The 19176-nt window shown below is 62.1% G+C and carries 21 protein-coding genes and 1 tRNA gene; 11 read left to right on the plus strand and 11 right to left on the minus strand.

Translation table 11 applies throughout. The features are described from left to right. From EOA32_RS16480 to tkt, 5 genes are all read right to left on the minus strand, one after another. Positions 1-715 (minus strand): class I fructose-bisphosphate aldolase (locus EOA32_RS16480; protein WP_128372319.1); only part of this gene is annotated, 715 nt, incomplete at its 3' end. Positions 716-840: 125 nt separating this feature from the next. Next, positions 841-2037 carry a phosphoglycerate kinase gene (locus tag EOA32_RS16485; RefSeq protein ID WP_128372320.1) on the minus strand — a complete coding sequence of 399 codons (1197 nt, stop codon included), beginning with the start codon at positions 2035-2037 and terminating at the stop codon, positions 841-843. A 103-nt stretch (positions 2038-2140) separates the two neighbouring features. Continuing rightward, positions 2141-4030 (minus strand): potassium/proton antiporter, encoded by a 1890-nt coding sequence (locus EOA32_RS16490; protein ID WP_128372321.1) that lies wholly within the window; start codon positions 4028-4030, stop codon positions 2141-2143. Between the two features lie 167 nt (positions 4031-4197). Continuing rightward, positions 4198-5208, minus strand: coding sequence for a type I glyceraldehyde-3-phosphate dehydrogenase (gene gap, locus EOA32_RS16495; protein WP_067002042.1), 1011 nt, complete (start codon positions 5206-5208; stop codon positions 4198-4200). 207 nt (positions 5209-5415) lie between these two features. Continuing rightward, positions 5416-7407, minus strand: a complete 1992-nt coding sequence (tkt, locus tag EOA32_RS16500) for a transketolase (RefSeq protein WP_128372322.1) — start codon at positions 7405-7407, stop codon at positions 5416-5418. Positions 7408-7667: 260 nt separating this feature from the next. Here tkt and EOA32_RS16505 point away from each other — a divergent pair, with 260 nt between their 5' ends. The 3 genes from EOA32_RS16505 to EOA32_RS16515 all read left to right on the plus strand — a co-directional run bounded on the left by EOA32_RS16505 (position 7668) and on the right by EOA32_RS16515 (position 9160). Then, a complete protein-coding gene (locus EOA32_RS16505; RefSeq protein ID WP_040973690.1) occupies positions 7668-7940 on the plus strand; it encodes a DUF4164 domain-containing protein in 273 nt (90 codons plus the stop codon). Between the two features lie 4 nt (positions 7941-7944). Then, positions 7945-8310, plus strand: a complete 366-nt coding sequence (locus EOA32_RS16510) for a cell division protein ZapA (protein ID WP_067002048.1) — start codon at positions 7945-7947, stop codon at positions 8308-8310. 190 nt (positions 8311-8500) lie between these two features. Beyond that, positions 8501-9160 carry a peroxiredoxin gene (locus tag EOA32_RS16515; RefSeq protein WP_128372323.1) on the plus strand — a complete coding sequence of 220 codons (660 nt, stop codon included), beginning with the start codon at positions 8501-8503 and terminating at the stop codon, positions 9158-9160. A 297-nt stretch (positions 9161-9457) separates the two neighbouring features. Here EOA32_RS16515 and EOA32_RS16520 read toward each other — a convergent pair whose 3' ends face one another. From EOA32_RS16520 to EOA32_RS16530, 3 genes are all read right to left on the minus strand, one after another. After that, a complete protein-coding gene (locus EOA32_RS16520; RefSeq protein WP_197504270.1) occupies positions 9458-9775 on the minus strand; it encodes a hypothetical protein in 318 nt (105 codons plus the stop codon). 245 nt (positions 9776-10020) lie between these two features. Then, positions 10021-10932: an RNA polymerase sigma factor RpoH gene (rpoH, locus tag EOA32_RS16525; protein ID WP_067002056.1), complete on the minus strand. Its 912-nt coding sequence runs from the start codon at positions 10930-10932 to the stop codon at positions 10021-10023. A gap of 209 nt (positions 10933-11141) precedes the next feature. Further along, positions 11142-12134 carry an RluA family pseudouridine synthase gene (locus tag EOA32_RS16530; protein WP_245499302.1) on the minus strand — a complete coding sequence of 331 codons (993 nt, stop codon included), beginning with the start codon at positions 12132-12134 and terminating at the stop codon, positions 11142-11144. 114 nt (positions 12135-12248) lie between these two features. Between EOA32_RS16530 and EOA32_RS16535 the strand changes: the two genes are divergently transcribed. From EOA32_RS16535 to EOA32_RS16550, 4 genes are all read left to right on the plus strand, one after another. After that, entirely contained in the window at positions 12249-12632 is a 384-nt protein-coding gene (locus EOA32_RS16535) for a fimbrial protein (protein WP_067002059.1), read from the plus strand. After that, positions 12629-13042: a VOC family protein gene (locus EOA32_RS16540; RefSeq protein ID WP_067002062.1), complete on the plus strand. Its 414-nt coding sequence runs from the start codon at positions 12629-12631 to the stop codon at positions 13040-13042. The genes EOA32_RS16535 and EOA32_RS16540 overlap by 4 nt, the downstream gene beginning before the upstream one ends. Before the next feature lie 85 nt (positions 13043-13127). Further along, positions 13128-13202, plus strand: a tRNA-Glu gene (locus EOA32_RS16545). Positions 13203-13334: 132 nt separating this feature from the next. Next, positions 13335-13817, plus strand: a complete 483-nt coding sequence (locus EOA32_RS16550; protein ID WP_067002065.1) for a pyridoxamine 5'-phosphate oxidase family protein — start codon at positions 13335-13337, stop codon at positions 13815-13817. Positions 13818-14177: 360 nt separating this feature from the next. Here the strand turns inward: EOA32_RS16550 and EOA32_RS16555 are convergent, their stop codons facing one another. Continuing rightward, on the minus strand, positions 14178-14465 hold the full coding sequence (locus tag EOA32_RS16555) for a hypothetical protein (RefSeq protein ID WP_245307357.1): 288 nt from the start codon (positions 14463-14465) through the stop codon (positions 14178-14180). Between the two features lie 611 nt (positions 14466-15076). After that, the gene (locus tag EOA32_RS16560) at positions 15077-15529 is read right to left on the minus strand and encodes a YidB family protein (protein WP_128372325.1); all 453 of its coding nucleotides are present in this window, start codon (positions 15527-15529) and stop codon (positions 15077-15079) included. 415 nt (positions 15530-15944) lie between these two features. Between EOA32_RS16560 and EOA32_RS16565 the strand changes: the two genes are divergently transcribed. The 3 genes from EOA32_RS16565 (at position 15945) to EOA32_RS16575 (ending at position 17718) form a co-directional block, all read left to right on the plus strand. Further along, entirely contained in the window at positions 15945-16703 is a 759-nt protein-coding gene (locus tag EOA32_RS16565) for a DUF4142 domain-containing protein (RefSeq protein WP_128372329.1), read from the plus strand. 19 nt (positions 16704-16722) lie between these two features. Then, entirely contained in the window at positions 16723-17325 is a 603-nt protein-coding gene (locus EOA32_RS16570; protein ID WP_128372326.1) for a general stress protein, read from the plus strand. Between the two features lie 210 nt (positions 17326-17535). Continuing rightward, complete coding sequence (locus EOA32_RS16575) at positions 17536-17718, plus strand: hypothetical protein (RefSeq protein WP_095824188.1); 183 nt, start codon at positions 17536-17538, stop codon at positions 17716-17718. A 234-nt stretch (positions 17719-17952) separates the two neighbouring features. Here EOA32_RS16575 and EOA32_RS16580 read toward each other — a convergent pair whose 3' ends face one another. Beyond that, positions 17953-18180 (minus strand): hypothetical protein, encoded by a 228-nt coding sequence (locus tag EOA32_RS16580; RefSeq protein WP_128372327.1) that lies wholly within the window; start codon positions 18178-18180, stop codon positions 17953-17955. A gap of 307 nt (positions 18181-18487) precedes the next feature. Between EOA32_RS16580 and EOA32_RS16585 the strand changes: the two genes are divergently transcribed. Then, the gene (locus EOA32_RS16585) at positions 18488-19069 is read left to right on the plus strand and encodes a VOC family protein (RefSeq protein WP_128372328.1); all 582 of its coding nucleotides are present in this window, start codon (positions 18488-18490) and stop codon (positions 19067-19069) included. The last annotated feature ends 107 nt before the right edge of the window (positions 19070-19176 follow it).

A 19176-nucleotide genomic window follows, 5' to 3' on the forward strand; every position in this document is an offset into this window, starting at 1 on the left:
CTTCGGGACTGTCCTTCTTGCCCGATTTCTTGCCGGAGATGACCATGTTCGGCTTGAGGATGGTGCCTTCGAGCACCACGCACGCGGCATAAAGCTCGCCATAGAGCTTCAGCAGGGTCGCCTTGCTCACCTCGTAGCAAGTGTCGATCGAGTGGGCGCCGTCCATCAGCACTTCCGGCTCGACGATCGGCACGATGCCTGCCTCCTGGCAGAGCGCGGCGTAGCGTGCCAGCGCATGCGCGTTGGAGGCGATCGAGGTGGCTGACGGCACGCCCTTGGCGGTGTCGATGTCGATCACCGCGCGCCATTTGGCGAACCGGGCGCCGAGCTTATAGTAGTCCGCCAGCCGCTCGCGCAGGCCATCGAGACCCTCGGTGATGGTATCGCCGGGAAAGCCGGCGAGAGGCTTGGCGCCGACATCGACCTTGATGCCCGGAATGGCGCCGGCGGCCTTGATGATGTCGACCAGCGGCGTGCCGTCGGCAGCCTTCTGGCGAATGGTCTCGTCATAGAGAATGACGCCGGAAATATACTTGGTCATCGCCTCCTTGGCGCGGAACATCATCTCGCGATAGTCGCGCCGATTGTCGGCGGTCGATTCGACGCCGATGACGTCGAAGCGCTTCTTGATGGTGCCGGAGCTCTCATCGGCGGCCAAAAGGCCCTTGCCATCCGCCACGATCGCGGCGGCAATGTCTTCGAGACGTTCGCTCATGGTGCTCTCCTAAGGTGCGTTTCATTCCGCGCTAGCAGAACACTACCGCCAAAGGAATGACGCCGAAAAGCTCGAATCGATTGAAACTCTCGATAGCTGCGTCCGCTCGGAAAGTCTTGAATGACTCAGCGCTTCAGCACCTCGACGCCTGGCAGAGGCTTGCCTTCCATCCATTCGAGGAAGGCGCCGCCCGCGGTGGAGACATAGGTGAAGTCGTCGGCGACGCCGGCATGGTTGAGAGCGGCTACCGTGTCGCCGCCGCCGGCGACCGAGACCAGCTTGCCTTCCTTTGTGCGGGCTGCCGCATGCTTTGCCGCAGCCACCGTGGCGCGGTCGAAGGGTTCGATCTCGAATGCACCGAGCGGGCCGTTCCAGACCAGCGTGGCAGCGCGGTCGATCCAATCGGTGACGCTCTTCACGGTTTTCTCGCCGACATCGAGGATCATGCCGTCTGCGGGCATGTCGGAGATGGCGACGGTTTGGCTGGCGGCACCCGCCTTGAATTCCTTCGCCACGACGCCGTCGGTGGGCAGAATGATGGCGCAGCCGGCTTCGGCCGCCTCGATCATGATCTGCTTGGAGGTGGAGGCCAGGTCATGCTCGCAGAGCGATTTGCCGACATCGGTGCCGCGCGCGGCGAGAAAGGTGTTGGCCATGCCGCCGCCGATGACCAGCGCGTCGACCTTCTTCACCAGGTTCATCAAAAGATCGATCTTGGTCGAGACCTTGGCGCCGCCGACAATGGCCACGACGGGCCGCGCCGGGTTGCCGAGACCCTTTTCCAGCGCGTCGAGCTCGGCCTGCATGGTGCGGCCGGCATAGGCCGGCAGGCGGTGCGCCAGGCCTTCGGTCGACGCATGCGCGCGGTGCGCGGCGGAAAAGGCGTCGTTGACGTAGATGTCGCCATTGGCGGCGAGCTTTTCGGTGAAGGCCTGATCGTTCTTCTCCTCGGCCTTGTGGAAGCGGGTGTTTTCCAAAAGCAGGACGTCGCCATCCTTCATGGCGGCAACCGCGTCGGCGGCCTTGTCGCCGATGCAGTCGGAGGCGAAGCCGACCGGGCGGCCGAGCACTTCCGCCGTGGCGCGAGCGATCGGCTCCAGCGAGAATTCGGCCGACGGGCCGTCCTTAGGACGACCGAAATGCGCGAGCAGTATCACCCTGGCGCCTTTGCCGGAGAGCTCGGAAATGGTCGGTGCGATGCGCTCGATGCGGGTGGCGTCTGTCACCCTGCCGTCGGCGACGGGAACGTTGAGGTCGACGCGCACCAGGACGCGCTTGCCGCCAACGGCGCCGATATCGTCGAGTGTCTTGAAGCCGGCCATGGTCGTTCCTTTCCGCCAAAAACGCGGCGACCTTACCCGCCACCGGGCACGATGCAAGGCCTGGGCCGCACAGCGCGTGCAAAAATGATGTCGTTGTGTGACGTCAACTCTCGCTGGCTGATTTTGGCGCTACGAGCTCGGACTTCGTCATTTCGTCCGGCTCGCTTTGGGGGACCTGGCTTGGCGCCGGTTTGCGCCAGCCGCGGATAAAGGCGGCGACGCGGTCGGCGATCTCGCCGGCGCTCAGGAAAACCGGCACGCGCGCCACCGGCGCGGTCGGCTCGAAGGACAGGCCGAGGCCGGTGATCCGGCCCTTCTCGTCGACATCGCGCACGATAAGCTCGATCGGGCCGATCATCACGCGGTCGGCATATTCGGCCTGGCCGCCGAGCCGCTCGGTGACCAGTGCCGCGACGGTGAGCTTCTGTTCGGCCTCGGTGAGGCCGGGCCCGTAGGCGGCTTCGAGCTCGGCGGCGGAGCGGGCCGGATCGACGGCAAAGGCGCCAAAGAAGTCGGCATCCTCGGGGTCGACGACGGCGCGGCTGGCGAAGAGCTTGTCGAGCAGGCGCGGATACCGATCCGGCACGAAGATGTAGACCTGATCGCCGGCGGCGAGCCGGCCCATGTCCTGGAATCGCATGGAGCGGCCGTCGCGCAGCACCAGCGAAGGCCTTGCCCAGCGCGGGATGCGCTCGCCGCGCGCCACCGGACTACCGGGAGCGACACGATAGGCGAGCAGCTCGTGGTGGGCCGAGCCCGGCAGCTCGAGCTCGACCTTGTCGAGCGGTCCAAGCCGTGCCGGCACGATGAGGCCGAGGCGGCGCGCCAGCGGACCGACGGTCCAACCCTGCACCACCAGCGAGACCAGCACGATGATGAAGGCGACATTGAAGATGAGGCGACCGTTGGCGAGGCCGCCGAGCAGTGGCGTGATGGCAAGCAGGATCGAAACGGCGCCGCGCAACCCGACCCAGGAGACGAAGGCGACCTCCGGACGCGGCAGGCGGAACGGGATCAGGCAGAGCCAGACGGCCAAGGGCCGCGCCACGAAGATCAGGAACAGCCCGAGCAGGATCGCCGGCAGCAGGATCGCAGGGAATTGCGAGGGCGTGGCAAACAGGCCGAGGATCAAAAACATGATTATCTGCGCCAGCCACGACATGCCGTCCTGGAAACGCTTCAGGATGGTGACGGCGCGAATGTCGGAATTGCCGGCGACGAGGCCGGCGAGATAGACCGCAAGGAAGCCCGAGCCGCCGACGGCGCCGGCCGCGGCGAACACCATCAGCGACAGCGTCAGCACGAAGATCGGCAGCAGGCCGTGGTCGAGGTTCAGCCGCTCGACGAGGCGCACGATCGCCAAGCCGCCGAGCACGCCTATGACGGCGCCGAGTCCCATGTTGATGAAGAAGCCGATCACCAAACTGGTGGCGAGAACGTTTGCCTCCGGGTTGGCATGCGCGGCTATGATCTCGACCAAAGTGATGGTGAGGAAGATGGCGATCGGATCATTGGTGCCGGATTCAACCTCAAGCGTCGAACGGACGCGCTCGCGCAAATGGATCTCCCCGGCGCGCAGCAGGAAGAACACCGCCGCTGCGTCTGTCGAGGCGACGGCGGCGCCGAGCAGCGAGGATTCCAGCCAGCTGAGATTGAGGAGGTAGTAGGCGGCGACCCCGAAAATGCCGGTGGTCAGGAGGACGCCGACGGTGGCCAGCGACAGCGCCGGCCCGGCCGCCTGGCGCAAGGCGTTGAGCGGCGTGCCGAAACCGGAATCGAACAGGATAATGGCCAAAGCCAACGAGCCGGCGAAGTAAGCCAGCCGCGCATTGTCGAATTCGATGCCAAGGCCGTCGACGCCGGTGGCAAGGCCTATGCAGAGGAAGAGGAGCAGCAGGGGTGCGCCGAAGCGGAAGGCGATCAGGCTCGAAAAGGCGGCGGCGACAACAAGCGCTGTGCCGACCAGCGTCACGAGATAGATCGCATGCTCCATCCGGAATTGCCCCTCAAATCCGCGTCCCTCCCGCTTTACGGCAGAGTGGGGCGAAGACATGACCAGTGCAAGGCGGCAGCGTGGCTTTTTTGCCCCATGCCGCTGCGTCGAACGAAAACGCCCGGCCGAAGCCGGGCGTTTCACACGATCAAAAAGGAAGCCTGAGGTCAGGCGATGGTCTTGCCGAAGGCGACAGCCGTGTCGCCCATGCGGTTCGAGAAGCCCCATTCGTTGTCGTACCAGGAGAGCACCGAGACGAAGTTGCCGTCCATGACCTTGGTCTGGTCGAGCGCCGCGATCGAGGAGTGCGGATCGTGGTTGAAATCGATCGAGACGTTCGGGTGATGGGTGACCGAGAGCACGCCCTTCAGCTTGCCCTTGGAGGCGGCGATCAGCGCTTCGTTGATCTCCTGCGCGGTGGTCGAGCGCTTGGCGATGAATTTGAAATCGACGACCGAGACGTTCGGGGTCGGCACGCGGATGGAGATGCCGTCGAGCTTGCCCTTGAGGTCGGGCAGCACCAGGCCGATCGCCTTGGCGGCACCGGTCGAGGTCGGGATCTGCGACAGCGCCGCGGCGCGGGCCCGGTAAAGGTCCTTGTGCATGGTGTCCAGCGTCGGCTGGTCGCCGGTGTAGGAGTGGATCGTCGTCATCATGCCCTTCTCGATGCCGACGGTCTCGTGCAGCACGGCGGCAAGCGGCGCCAGGCAGTTGGTGGTGCAGGACGCGTTGGAGATGACGACGTGGTCCTTGGTCAGCTTGTCGTGGTTGATGCCGTAGACGACCGTGAGATCGGCGCCTTCGGCCGGGGCCGAGACGATGACGCGCTTGGCGCCGGCCGTCAGATGCGCGGCAGCCTTGTCGCGCGCGGTGAAGATGCCGGTGCATTCGAGCGCGATGTCGATGCCGAGATCCTTCCAGGGCAGCTGGGTCGGATCCTTGATGGCGGTGACCTTGAACTTCTCCTTGCCGACGGAGATCTGGTCGCCGTCGACCGTCACCTCATGCGGGAAGCGGCCATGCACGCTGTCGTAGCGGAGCAGATGCGCGTTGGTCTCGACCGGGCCGAGGTCGTTGACGGCGACGACGTCGATGTCCTTGCGGCCGGATTCATGAATGGCGCGCAGGATGTTGCGGCCGATGCGGCCAAATCCGTTGATGGCAACTCTGACGGTCATGTTTCTCTCCCAGGGGCTGGAAAGTGGATGGGTCCGCTGCTTCATAGCGGCGGGCGTGCAAAGAATCCAGCCGCAGAAGCCGGAATTTAAATCGATTAGGTTGGTCCAGTCCGGCGACATCCTTTGAATGGGCTTCGCCGGACGGGGCGTTGCTTTTTATGCATGCCGCTCGAGATCGCTGCGCGCTTTTGAGCGACATGCGATGGCTCACTTGCCGTGCAGGCGCGCCTCCACGGCCTTGGCCGCGGCCTCGGCGGTGATGCCGAAATGCGGATAGAGCTGCTCGATCGAGCCGGAGGCGCCGAAGCCGGTCATGCCGACGAAGATGCCGTCGATACCGATCAGGTGGTCCCAGCCCTGGCGGATGCCGGCCTCGATAGCGACCTTCACCTTGGCGTTGCCGATGGTCTTCCTGCGATAGTCCTCGTCCTGCTGGTCGAACAGCTCGAAGCAGGGCACCGATACGACGCGGGTCGGATGGCCGTGTTTTTCGAGCAACTCGCGGGCGCCAAGGGCGACCTCGACCTCCGAGCCCGTGGCGAAGATCGTCACGGCCGCCTCGCCGTTTGCCGCGGCAAGCTCATAGGCGCCCGAGGCGCTGAGGTTCTTCTCGCTGTGTTCGCTGCGCACGGTCGGCAGGTTCTGGCGGGTCAGCGCGAGCGTCGAAGGCGTCTTTTCGGACTCCAGCGCCAGCTGCCAACATTCCGCCGTCTCGACCGCGTCGGCCGGGCGGAAGACGTTGTGGTTCGGAATGGCGCGTAGTGCGGCCAGATGCTCGACCGGCTGGTGGGTCGGGCCGTCCTCGCCGAGGCCGATCGAGTCATGGGTCATGACGAAGATCGAGCGGATGCCCATCAGCGAGGCAAGGCGCATCGAAGGGCGGGCATAGTCCGAAAAACACAAGAAGGTGCCGCCATAGGCGATCAGGCCGCCATGCAGCGTCAACCCGTTGATGGCCGCCGCCATGCCGTGCTCGCGGATACCGTAATGAACATAGCGCTGGCCGTAGTCGTCCGGAGTGATGTTCTTGGTCTGGCTGGTCTTGGTGTTGTTGGAGCCGGTGAGGTCGGCCGAGCCGCCGATGGTTTCGGGAACAGCGCCGTTGATCACTTCCAGCGCCATTTCCGAGGACTTGCGGGTGGCCACCTTCGGCTTGTCGGCCGAGAGCTTCTTCTTGTACTCGGCGATGACGGCGTCGAAATTGTCCGGCAGCTTGCCGGCGAGGCGGCGCTCGAATTCGCCCTTCAGCTTGGCGTCGGCCTTGGCAAGGCGGCCTTCCCAATCGGCGCGCGCCTTGGCGCCGGCGGTGCCGACGCCGCGCCAGGCGTCGAGGATGTCGGCCGGAATCTCGAAGGGCGGCGATTCCCAGTTGAAGAATTTGCGGGCGCCAGCGATTTCGTCCGCGCCGAGCGGCGAGCCATGCGCCTTGTTGGTGCCGGCCTTGGTTGGGGCGCCGAAGCCGATGGTCGTCTTGCAGGCGATCATCGTCGGCTTGTCGGAATGGCGGGCGGCTTCGATGGCGTAGGCGATGGCTTCCGGATCGGTGCCGTCGATGTGGCTGGCGTTCCAGCCGCTGGCCTGGAAGCGGGCGACCTGGTCGGTGTTGTCGGCGAGCGAGACCGGGCCGTCGATCGAAATGTTGTTGTTGTCCCAGAAGACGATCAGCTTGTTGAGCTTGAGATGGCCGGCGAGCGCGATGGCTTCCTGGGAGACGCCCTCCATCAAGCAGCCGTCGCCGGCCAGCACATAGGTGTAGTGGTTGACAAGGTCGTTGCCGAAGGCGGCGTTCATGATGCGCTCGCCGAGCGCGAAGCCGACCGAGTTGGCGAGGCCCTGGCCGAGCGGACCGGTGGTGGTCTCGATGCCAGCGGCATGGCCGTATTCGGGATGGCCGGCGGTCCTAGATCCGAGTTGGCGGAAATTCTTGATCTGGTCGATCGTCATGTCCTCGTAGCCGGTGAGGTACAGGAGCGAATAGAGCAGCATCGAGCCGTGGCCGGCCGACAGGATGAAACGGTCGCGGTCGGCCCAGTGCGGGGCCTTGGCGTCGAATTTCAGGAAGCGGGTGAACAGCACCGTAGCGATGTCGGCGCAGCCCATGGGCAGGCCGGGGTGGCCGGAATTGGCCTTCTCGACGGCGTCCATGGAAAGAAAACGGATCGCATTGGCCATCCGATCATGTTGTTCACGCGAGGTCATGCTTCCTCCGGAATAGGGGTTGGAGCCTTGGGAGAGCCCGTGGAAAGGGTGCGCGACACATAGCAGGCGCGGCCTTTGAGTCAACAAATCGGTGCTTTTTTGCCGGCCTTGTGAAGGCGCCGGCGACGCTACATTAGCGTTAGCGGGGGACAGTCGCGAGAGCTTTATTGACGCGCGCTTCACCCGGCGCCTAATCTTTCCGAGATAACGCGTTCTGAACGCGAGCGATTCGGTGACGGGCAGGGCATAGGACGAAGGCCATGACCGGGGAAACGACCCTCAAGGAAGTCATCGCCAGGCTAGGCAAAGCCATGGAGGGACTGGAAAACGCCGTGGCGGCGCGGCTCGAGCATGAGCGCGACTATTCCGAAGCCGAGGCTGAGGTGCAGCGCATGAACGCCGACCGCTCGCGGCTGGCGCAGGAGCTCGACAATTCCGAGGCGCGCGCCGAACGGCTGGAAGACGCCAACAAGGAAGTGTCGCGCCGGCTGGTGACCGCCATGGAAACCATTCGCGCGGTACTGGACAGGTAAGCCAATGGCACAGGTCACCGTTTCCATCGACGGCAAGCAGTACAGGATGGCTTGCGACGAGGGCCAGGAAGAGCATCTGATCGACCTCGCCGAGCGCTTCGACCGGTATGTCATGCATTTGAAGGATTCGTTCGGCGAGATCGGCGACCAGCGGCTGACGGTCATGGCCGGCATCATGGTGATGGATGAGCTTTCGGAGCTCAACAAGCGGGTCAAGGGCATGGAGAGCGAGGTGCTGACGCTGCGCAAGACGCGCGACGAGGCGCTGACCAAGGCCGACAAGAGCGACAGCGTGCTGACGACCGCGCTCGCGGCACTTGCGCAGCGCATGGAAGACCTTGCGACGACGCTGGCGGTGAAGAAGGCTTAAGCCACCAATCCCCTGCGTCCGCTATGGAAATTCTGCTGTCTTTTCCAGGAAAAGCAGAAATTTTTCCGTCGTTCCGATCACGCTTGCAGACACAAGCCTTTTGAACCGTTCCTTCCGGCGGTATAGAAGCTGACGCGCGCCGCTGGGGTTGGCCCATGCCGGCGCCATGTCACAGGGTAGGGAGCCCGCGATGAGCCTTCGTATCAACGATATCGCGCCGGATTTCACGGCCGAGACCACGCAAGGGACGATCAATTTCCATCAATGGATCGGTGACGGCTGGGCAGTGCTCTTCAGCCATCCGAAGAACTTCACGCCGGTTTGCACGACCGAGCTCGGCACGATGGCCGGGCTCGAGGGCGAATTCAAAAAGCGAAACGTCAAGATCATCGGCATTTCCGTCGATCCGGTGTCGAGCCACGAAAAGTGGCAGGCCGACATCAAGACCGCCACCGGCCATACGGTGAACTATCCGCTGATCGGCGATAAGGACCTCCATGTCGCAAAGCTCTATGAAATGCTGCCGGCCGGCGCCGGCGAAAGCTCGGAGGGCCGCACGCCGGCCGACAACGCCACCGTGCGGTCGGTCTACGTCATCGGCCCGGACAAGAAGATCAAGCTGGTGCTGACCTATCCGATGACCACCGGCCGCAACTTCGATGAGATCCTGCGCGTCATCGATTCCATCCAGCTGACCGCCAAGCACCAGGTCGCGACGCCGGCAAACTGGAAGCAGGGCGAGGACGTGATCATCACCGCCGCCGTCTCCAACGAGGACGCGATCAAGCGCTTCGGCGCCTACGAGACGGTGTTGCCGTATCTGCGCAAGACCAAGCAGCCGACAGCGTGAGCTTTCCTTCTCCCCGTCCCACAGGGAGAAGGTGCCCGAAAGGCGGATGAGGGGCGGCGCGGCGTTCGATAGATGAGCGCCAAGCTGCTCGGAGATTTTTGCTGAGCAATCAACCTTGCAGCGTCGGCGCTGCCCCTCATTGTCCTGCCGGACATTTCTCCCCGTATCGTGACGGGGAGAAAGGGCTTGTTTCGCCGCCTTCGCCAATCGCAGGCGTTGGAACGTATTGTCGGACCGCAAAAGTGCGAAGCCGGAGGTCGACGAGTTAATATACCAATTCTGACTGCTCGCGTACGATCAACGCGTCGATGAAGGGTCGTCTGAAAACTTTTTGTTTGGGTAATAGCGCTTCTTCTGCCGTTTTAGCTGATAGAACAGTGTTCCGTGTATACCATTAACTTCGGTTTTTCGTTGTAAACCTCTACTTAAACTTTCTTGAACCTGCTTCGCCCTTTTGCTCCCAACGCGCTTAAAGAAATCCTCAATGAACTCGATATCCTGACCATTCGGAAAAATTAACTCAAAATCTTCATCTGAAACTGCATAGATATTGTACGCGGTGTTGTCGGCGCCATCGATTAACTGAACATTTTTCATTGACGCATCGCTCTGCACATGTGTCTGCTCGTTCAGAGCGCTAAATTTCCTACGCCGATACCTGTCGTAATACGGATAGCAACATTTGCCAAGGCTTTGGCGGTGCAACTCGCAAACGTGCCAAATTCTCTTCTTGTCTTGGCGGGAAGACATTTGCATCTGCCTTTGCGAAGCTTGCCAAATCGCAGGTGTTGCAACGTTAAAAAACGGCGGCGCCAGACGCTGGCGCCGCCGTTTTGTCTTTTGCGTAATGCCTCGAGCTTTTACGCCGCCGGCTGCGCTTCGATGGTGCGCAGCGCCTGATTTTGACGCTTGGCCGCGGCCTTGACCGCGTCCTGCACCTTCTCGAAGGCGCGCACCTCGATCTGGCGCACGCGCTCGCGGCTGATGTCGAACTCGGCCGACAGCTCTTCCAGCGTCAGCGGCTCTTCGGCCAGACGACGCGCCTCGAAGATGCGCCGCTCGCGGTCGTTGAGCACGGACAGTGCGCCCGACAGCATCGAGCGCCGGTTTTCCAGCTCGTCCTGCTCGATCAGCATCTCCTCCTGGCTTTCGTGGTCGTCGACCAGCCAGTCCTGCCATTCGCCGGACTCACCTTCGCTCGCCCTGATGGGGGCATTGAGCGAAGCGTCGCCCGACAGGCGACGGTTCATCGATACCACTTCGGCCTCGGAAACGTTGAGACGCGTGGCGATCTCGGCGATCTGGTCGGGCTTGAGGTCGCCGTCGTCGAGCGCCTGGATCCGGCCCTTCACCTTGCGCAGGTTGAAGAACAGGCGCTTCTGGTTGGCGGTGGTGCCCATCTTGACCAGGCTCCACGAGCGCAGGATGTATTCCTGGATCGAGGCCTTGATCCACCACATAGCGTAGGTGGCGAGCCGGAAGCCGCGCTCCGGTTCGAATTTCTTGACAGCCTGCATGAGGCCGACATTGCCTTCCGAGATCACCTCGCCGATCGGCAGGCCGTAGCCGCGATAGCCCATGGCAATCTTGGCGACGAGCCGCAAATGGCTGGTGACGAGCTTGTGCGCGGCGGAAGTGTCCTGATGCTCGGCATAACGCTTGGCGAGCATGTACTCTTCCTGGGGCTGAAGCATCGGAAAGCGACGGATTTCTTCCAGGTAGCGGGCGAGACCGCCTTCACCGGAAACGATACTGGGTAGTGACTGGGCCATGATAGCGCCCCCTCTCTATTGGAGTGATGCCCCCGTAACGCGGCGGGCATGTGACGCGAATGCCAATCGGCTCACTCGCGCAACTGCTGTATATAGGAACAAAACCAGAAAGGACAGGCATTTGTTCAACACGAAACAGTGTGTCACGCTGAAGTGAACAACGCCAGTCAGGTTTTTTGATGGCTGGTTTGAAGCGTCTTGATGGCGGTTCAGAGCATTCGAAAGCCGCCGACAAGTTCCTCCATGTCCCTCGGCATCGGCGCCTCGAACCGCATCGGTAGATGGGTGGTCGGGTGTCGGAATTCAAGGAGCCAGGCATGGAGCGCCTGTCTGGAAAATGCCTTGACCTCGCCTTTCAGCGGTTCCGGCAGCCGGTTGGCCTTGGTGCGGAAGGCCTGGCCGTACTCCGGATCGCCGACCAACGGATGACCGATATGCGCCATATGTACCCTGATCTGGTGCGTGCGGCCGGTCTCGAGGCGGCATTCGATCAGACTTGCGGTGGTGAATTCCTTCTGCCGCCCGCCGAAACGCTCGACGACGGTGAAATGGGTGACGGCATGCCGGGCGTCGTCCCGGCCTTCGGGAACCACCGCGCGCCGTACCCGATCGGCGGCGCGGCCGAGCGCGGCCTCGACGGTGCCGGTCGGCCGCTGCGGAATGCCCCAGACCAGCGCCAGATAGGCGCGTTCGAGGTCGCCCGTCCGGCCATGATCGGCGAAGGCCTCAGACAGTGCCTTGTGGGCGCGGTCGGTCTTGGCCACCACCATGACGCCGCTGGTTTCCTTGTCCAGCCGGTGGACGATGCCCGGTCGCCTGACGCCGCCGATGCCGGAAAGACTGTCGCCGCAATGATGGATCAGCGCGTTGACCAGTGTGCCGGTCCAGTTGCCGGCGCCGGGATGCACAACCAGCCCCGCCGGCTTGTTGACGACGATCAGCTCGTCGTCCTCGTAAAGGATGTCGAGAGGAATGGCCTCGCCTTGCGGCTCGGCAGGCTCCGGCTGCGGCATGATGACCGCGACACGCTCGCCCGGCGCCATCTTGCGCTTTGCCTCCTCGACCGGCTTGCCGGCGATCCTAACCGCACCCTGCTTGATGAGGGCCTGCACGCGGCTGCGTGAGATCTCCGGGCCGAGCTGGGCGGTGAGCCACTGGTCGAGGCGCTGGCCTGCGGCATCGGCGCCGGCTTCCAGCTCCACCGCTCCATCCAACTCATCGCTCGGCAATTCATCCTGTCTCAAAATCGGGGCCCTATCAAAATCGAGGTCTCTTCGCTATGAGCGCTCATCGAAACCGTTGCGGATTGTTTAGTCATGGCCCGGCCGATCGCCGAAGAAGATGAGGAGAAGCCGCTCGACCCTGCGGCCGAAAAAGTGCGCCGGAAGCTCATCCGCTTCATGATCGTCAATCTCGGTCTTCTGTTCCTCGCCCTTATGGTGGTGATCGGAGCCCTTGTCTACAAAGCCCGCAATGCGCCCGGCGCCGGATCGGTGCATGCCGGCGATGTCCAGGCTCCGGCCGGCGCGCCCCTCTCCGGCGATATCGTGCTGCCGGTCGGCGCCAAGGTCGTCAGCCAGGCACTGTCCGGCAACCGCCTGTCGATCGATGCCGAGCTCGCGGACGGCAGCCGTTCCATCTTTCTCTACGACATTGCCGAGCGCCGCGTGATCGGCCAGTTCGCGATTCGCAACAAATGAGCGGCTTTGCCGATAACCGCAGCATTGCGACCGTGGCGCTCGTCGTCGAAAACTATGACGAGGCGATAGCCTGGTATGTCGAGCGGCTTGGCTTCGTGCTGAGCGAGGATGTCGACCTCGGCGGCGGCAAGCGCTGGGTGACGGTCACGCCGGCAAACAGGCAGGGCGCGCGGCTGCTCTTGGCGGCAGCCTCCGGCGAGAGGCAGGCAAGCCGCATCGGTGACCAGACCGGCGGCCGGGTGTTTCTTTTTCTCGAAACGGACGACTTCGCCCGCGACCATCAGGCGATGCTTGGCAGGGGCGTCGAATTCCGCGAGGCGCCGCGCTTCGAGCCCTATGGCACGGTGGCGGTGTTTGCCGATCTCTACGGCAATCTCTGGGATCTGATCGAGCCGAAACGGCAGGGTTGACGAGGGCAGTCCGCAAAGTCCGCGAACAGTCCGAAACCCCAGTTGCTTTTTTCCGGCCTTCATCCTATGTAGCCGGTTCTTGAGCGCGCCCATCGTCTAGCGGTCAGGACACCGCCCTCTCACGGCGGGAACAGGGGTTCGATTCCCCTTGGGCGTACCATTGATTCCAATAATTTAGCTGCTTTGAACGACGACGCGTCGAATAGCGATCGAGAAGCCTTAGCCAGGCAATGCGCGAAGGAACACACAGCACCGTCGGCCGTTTGCCTTTCTTTCAGTGAAAGGATGAGACATGCCGACACCCGCTGAGCTCGAAGCGAAATTCTGGAAAGCGCTGAAATCTGACATGACGATGATGATCGGCCTCGACGGCTCCAACATCATCCCTCGGCCCATGACGGCACAACTGGAGAAGGACGATACCGGTCCGATCTGGTTTTTCACGGCGAAAGACACGGAGCTTCCGATGGGCCTTTCCGGCGGCGACCAGGCAACGGCCACGTTCGTCTCCAAGGGACATGACCTCTTCGCAACGGTGCAGGGCAAGCTTCGCGTCGACAATGATCGGGCTGTGATCGATCGGCTCTGGAACCCCTATGTCGAAGCATGGTTCGAGGGCGGCAAAGACGATCCGAAACTCACGCTGTTGCGCTTCGATCCGGACCGAGCCGAAATCTGGCTCGATGCGTCGAGCGTGGTTTCGGGCATCAAGATGCTGCTCGGATATGACCCGAAGCAGGAATACAAGGATAATGTCGCCAAGGTCGACCTTTAGGGGCCGGTCGCGACAGGCTGTCGACCGCGTAATTTCTGCTTGATTCTCGGTTGATGCGGCAAAGGCCTCCAGCCTGAAATGCAACCACGCATCCACTCTATGGGCTCGCGACCAGAATGAACCGCGCCAGTTTGCGGCGGCAATGCGTTACGCACCGGGATGGAAGATAGGCGCACGAATCCGCCACTGGCGCGCGCCTGGCGTTATACTCGACGTTATCGGAGCGGCGCTTTTTTGCCCCTGGGCTTTGAAGCCCCTGTTTCCCCGCTGTCCCATGAGAGGAAGGCGCTGCGCTATTTCCCGGTAAGAAACGGCGTGGCTCAGTCATGCGATAGCGTCTAGGCACCGATTCCGCCTTGGCTACCATCCCAATTGGATTATCTGGGAAAGATCGGCGATGTCGCCATAGATCATCGAGCCTTTGACGAGAAAACACTTGCCATGCAAGACCTCGGACAGTGAGCTCGACGCGGTGCAAACCGGCAAAACTTTATGGCCATTGGCTTCGGTCGGGCCGATGCTGATGACGAGGAAAGCAATCGCAACGAGAGTCGTTCTGCTCATATCCAACCCCTCAAGCCTACTAGCTGCCAGGGCTGCAAAACCGGTTGCCTCCTCAAAGTAGCATCGGGCAATGATGGGATTCATCGTATCGATTGGAGAAGCGGCTCATCTATCTGCCGTAGGCGCAAAGACGGATTAGCCCCCGCCTGTTCAGTGGCCTCCACCATGCAGGCTAACGCTTCTTTGTTTCCCAGCCGAACTACAACGCCTCGAATTGCCCACCACCAAGGCGCTTGAATTCCGAACTTCTTCAAAGCGTTCAGGAGCTTCACGACGTGCATCTATCGCGCTTGCTGAAAAAGGCGGCGCGGAACAGTGCAGCCTAAAGATGGGGGCGCCCGGCCTGTGGCATATCGGGGGACCTAGGGCAGACAGGCCGGGCCTTTTACCCCATGTGGGCAAGGGGCAAGTCTGTACTATGCGCCACCTTTCGACGGCTGACATCAGAACTTTAGGCGTAGCTAATAAACTCCGTCGCGATTAATGAGCGCAAGCGAGGGACCTTTGGTTGCCTCTGCGGCTACACCCCTGATGGGATTGACCGCTCATAGTCAGCACGCTCCCAAACGAAAGCGGCAAACCGCTCACCTGCGAAAGCGGGATGAGTTGCGCCATGACCGTTGCAAGTCCTCGCGCTTCTCAAGACAGGCTTTTCGCAAACGCTGACGGACTTGGAGTGTGACCTTGCCGCGCCATCAACGCTGTGGTGGCACCGGATCGAGCAGGGTGACATCGTCGGGCCCCGCGGGTGGCAGTTCGCCATTGGGCGTCAGCTTGTTGACCGCCTCGGGCAAGTCCCTGGTTATCCTGGCTATCAGCTCATCGCGGGACAAGCCGGTCTGCATTGAAAGAGAAGCCAGTGTTTCGTCGTCTATTGCCGCCTCGACATCTTTCGGCTCGATCGGCTGGTTGGGTCCGCTACTAACCCAAGAATCCACCTTGGAACCGGCTCCCGCATTTCTGAAGCGGTCGACAATATCCCCAAGCGCCGTCCCCGATACGCCTTTGGACAGCTGATCCAAGATCCCTCCCTGCAGATTGTTTGGATCGCGATTTCCCGCGCCACGGAGCAGCTCTCCGATCTTGTCGCGATTTTGGTAAGCGAGAATGCCCAATATGGCGACAGCCAGTCTTCCCAGGTTTGCCATTGATTGCCTCCCAGCAATTACAAGGGAAGAGCCGGTGATCACAAAGGTTCCGTCTAACGTGAAAAGTTTGCCGAGAGGCCAGCAAGCGAGGTCATCTTGCAATCAACAGGCTGGATCACGAGCCGCTTGATTTAGACGCATAAACTCCTGGACGAAGGCCGCTCGGAAAGCCGCAAAAATCTCCGGTGGCACCCCCTTCAACCTGCTTGCCACTGGCGACAAGCCATACTGAAAGAATCCTGCTGGCCGCGATCCCTATTGGCTTTTGTTCAGGAGCGTGGCGGGACCGAAAACCGGCAGCCGGGTCCTAGGGAAAAGAATGCCGGTACTCCTCGCTAAATCAAACCGCGCTCGGAACAAAGGTGTGGGTCGCTTGTTGGGTTCGCAGCACATCTGCCCAACTAGGAACTTCTCCATGAAAAATCGCCATCTACTGGTTGCGCTGACCACAGCCGCCGCCATCACATTTGCAGTGCCTGCCTTTGCCGCCGACGATGCCCAGGGGTTCGTCGACAAGGCTGCCAGCGGGGGCATGTTCGAGGTCGAGTCGAGTAAGATCGCCCAAGGCAAAGCCCAGGATCAGGCGGTCAAAGACTTCGCCCAAAAGATGATCGACGGTCATGGGGCGGCCAATGCAAAACTCGAAACGATTGCCGGCGAGCAGAAGCTCAAAGTGCCCGCCGAGACGGATGCCAAGCACAAGAGCGACCTCGACGCCCTTCAGAACGGCAAGGATCCGGTCGAAAAGACCTATGTGCAGATGCAGCGTGATGCGCACGCGGATGCCGTGGAGCTGTTCGAGAACTACGCCAAGGATGGCGACAATCCCCAGCTCAAGGCGTTCGCATCGGAGACCTTGCCCACACTCAAAATGCATAAGGAAATGATCGAGAAGATCGCTTCCACCATGGACGATGAAACCGGCACGACGACGAGTTCGACAACTCCCGCCGTCACCACGACCGACACAAAAAATCCGGCTGCTCCGGTGCCAGGCGCCAATAGCTTCACCGAAGACCAGGCCAAGAGCCGGATCCAGGATGCCGGCTTCTCGGATGTCTCAGCGCTAACCAAGGACGATCAAGGCATCTGGCGCGGTCAGGCCACCAAGGACGGAAAGAAGACAACCGTGGCGCTCGATTATCAGGGCAACGTCGTTGCCGGCAGCAACTGAAACGGATTGGAGTTCAACCATGAGAACCGTGACCGGACTATTTGACAATTATGAGGACGCTTCCGATGCCGTCGATGAACTCGAAGCCATCGGCGTTCCGCATTCCGACATCAGCATCGTCGCCAATAACTCGACCGGCTGGTACCAAGATGATCGCTCGAATGCCGCCGAAGATGCGGCTGGCGGCGCCGGTGTGGGCGCCCTCATTGGCGGCGCCGGCGGGTTGCTGACGGGGCTTGGGATCATGGCTATCCCAGGCGTGGGCCCTGTTGTCGCCGCAGGGTGGCTCGCCGCTACCGCTGCAGGCGCATTGGGGGGCGCAGTTGTCGGCGGGGCTGCCGGGGGCATCGTCGGAGCCCTTACCGACTCCGGGGTCCCGGAAAGGGATGCTCATGTCTACGCCGAAGGTGTGCGCCGCGGCGGGACGTTGGTCACGGCCAGGGTCGACGACGCGTTGGCCGGCGAAGCCGAGAGCATCCTCGGCCAATCAAGATCAGTGAACTTGGAAGATCGCCGCAGTGCCTACGAAGCGGACGGTTGGAGGAGCTTTGACGCTGGCGCCGAAAACTACACCGCCGACGAGATCGAACGCGATCGAGCGCGCTACGCAAATCGCGTTTGACCATATTCGCCCCCAGGCGAAAGGCCCGGGGGCTTCACGCTCTGGCGCGTAGACAGCGCCTCCATGCTGGAGCAACCGAGTTCGGTCATCCGCTCAGTGAAGTTCTCCGCGGCCTCGGCGCGACCCAACTGTGATCCGGGGCGTGAAAAGTGATTTTGCGGCGCGCAACGGGCGGGGTACGGTATGTCACTTGCCAAAAGGAGGATGATGATGAAAGCCTTCCTCGCAACCATCTTCGCGCTGGGCCTGTCCGTCTCTGCAGCATCAGCCAATTGCCCGGCACACGCGAAGGATCAAGCCTCAGTCGACGCGCAGCAGACGGCAAGCGTTGACAAGGCCGACACGTCAACATCGACGGAAATCAAAAAAGAAACCCCGGCGAAGTCGGAGTAGTGCTTCTTCTTCGAGGGTAGATTGAGAGAGTGTCCGCGCTGCGGGTAGTAACACCCGAGAGCGGGCTACCATGAAGAGCCATGCGGCGCGAGGACGGCGTGAGCGTCGCCGCTATCGCTGAGAAGCTTCGCTGATCGGCGACGTGAAAGCGTAGCGGTGGCGCCATTTCGGGCGCCCTCAAGGACGGTTTACAAATAAGGCTTCCGTCGGCTGCCGACGATGAACCAAAAAAGTCTAAATGCCGGCTCGGGTCCGCTCACGAGACGCCCTCTCCAACAACAGCGACAGCTGATGCAGGTGCATCGATTGGGCGTCTTCAAGCAACTGCAAAAAGCTGGACGCCTTGCCTCGCGGCAACCGGCGGCGCTTTAGCGCAGCGATGCGCGCGCGCTGGCGCTTGATGTGCTGCTCGGCCTGCAGAACATGGCGTTCCGCCATTTGGATGTCGTCGGCCAATGCCATGGTTGTAAACGGCGGTGTCGGGCAGGCGGTTCCGCTGGCCCGGCCGGCCCTCGATCATGGTGCAGCAGAGCCTTGCGCATCCTCCTTGCGGCCGGCGATGACGTGCTGGTGCGATGCTGCGCGCCGCTTCTGGCGCAACGCCTCGGATTGAATTAGCATCCGATAATCAAAGTTTCGGCCGCGATCCAGCAGGATGCGGATTGCGGAACCAAGGGGAAGCCGTGTGGCGGTCGCCTGCCGGGCGCCGATTTAAAGGCTGCCTGACCACATCGTCCGGCGGCAGGCGCGGCGGGGCCGGGAGGAGCCAATGCAAAAACTGCAGTCGCAAGGCGTCCATCACATCACGCTGGTCGGCGCCGATCGCCAGACCTCCATCGATTTCTGGGAAGGCGTGCTCGGCATGCCATTCATCTTCGAGCAGCCCAATCTCGACAAGGCGAGCGAAAGCCACCTCTATTTCGACCCGGGCGATGGTCGGCTGATCACGGTCTTCACCGACGAGAGCCGCAGCCCGGTCAAGCGGCGCACACCGACCGATACGGGCTGTGTCCACCACATCGCGTTCTCTGTGTCGCGCGTGACGTTCCTGCAGGCGGTCGCCCGGCTCGACGAGCGCGCCATCAAGCACAGCGGGGTAAAGGATCGCGGCTTTATGGATTCGATCTATTTCGAGGATCCGCTTGGGCTGCTGATCGAGCTTGCCTCCTACCGGTTCGAGCCGCCCGCGGGCTTCAGCCATGCCGACGTGCTGATGGCGGCGCACAAGATCCGCGTTGCGCGCGGCGACTACAATATCGCCGAGGCGCACCTTGCCGACGCCATCCAGGCGCTGGTCGAGCGATCGCGCGAAACATTGTCCGAGAACCGGGCGGCGAAGAATCCATACTGAACAGGTCAGAGGGAGGACCAGATGGCAAAGGCTGCAACGAAAGGAACGAACAAAGCCGCCGCCAAGCCGGCAGCGAAGATGGCAAAGCCGGCGGCAAAGGTGACTGC

Origin of the sequence: Mesorhizobium sp. M1A.F.Ca.ET.072.01.1.1 (assembly GCF_004023325.1) — a bacterium.
GTDB lineage: Bacteria > Pseudomonadota > Alphaproteobacteria > Rhizobiales > Rhizobiaceae > Mesorhizobium.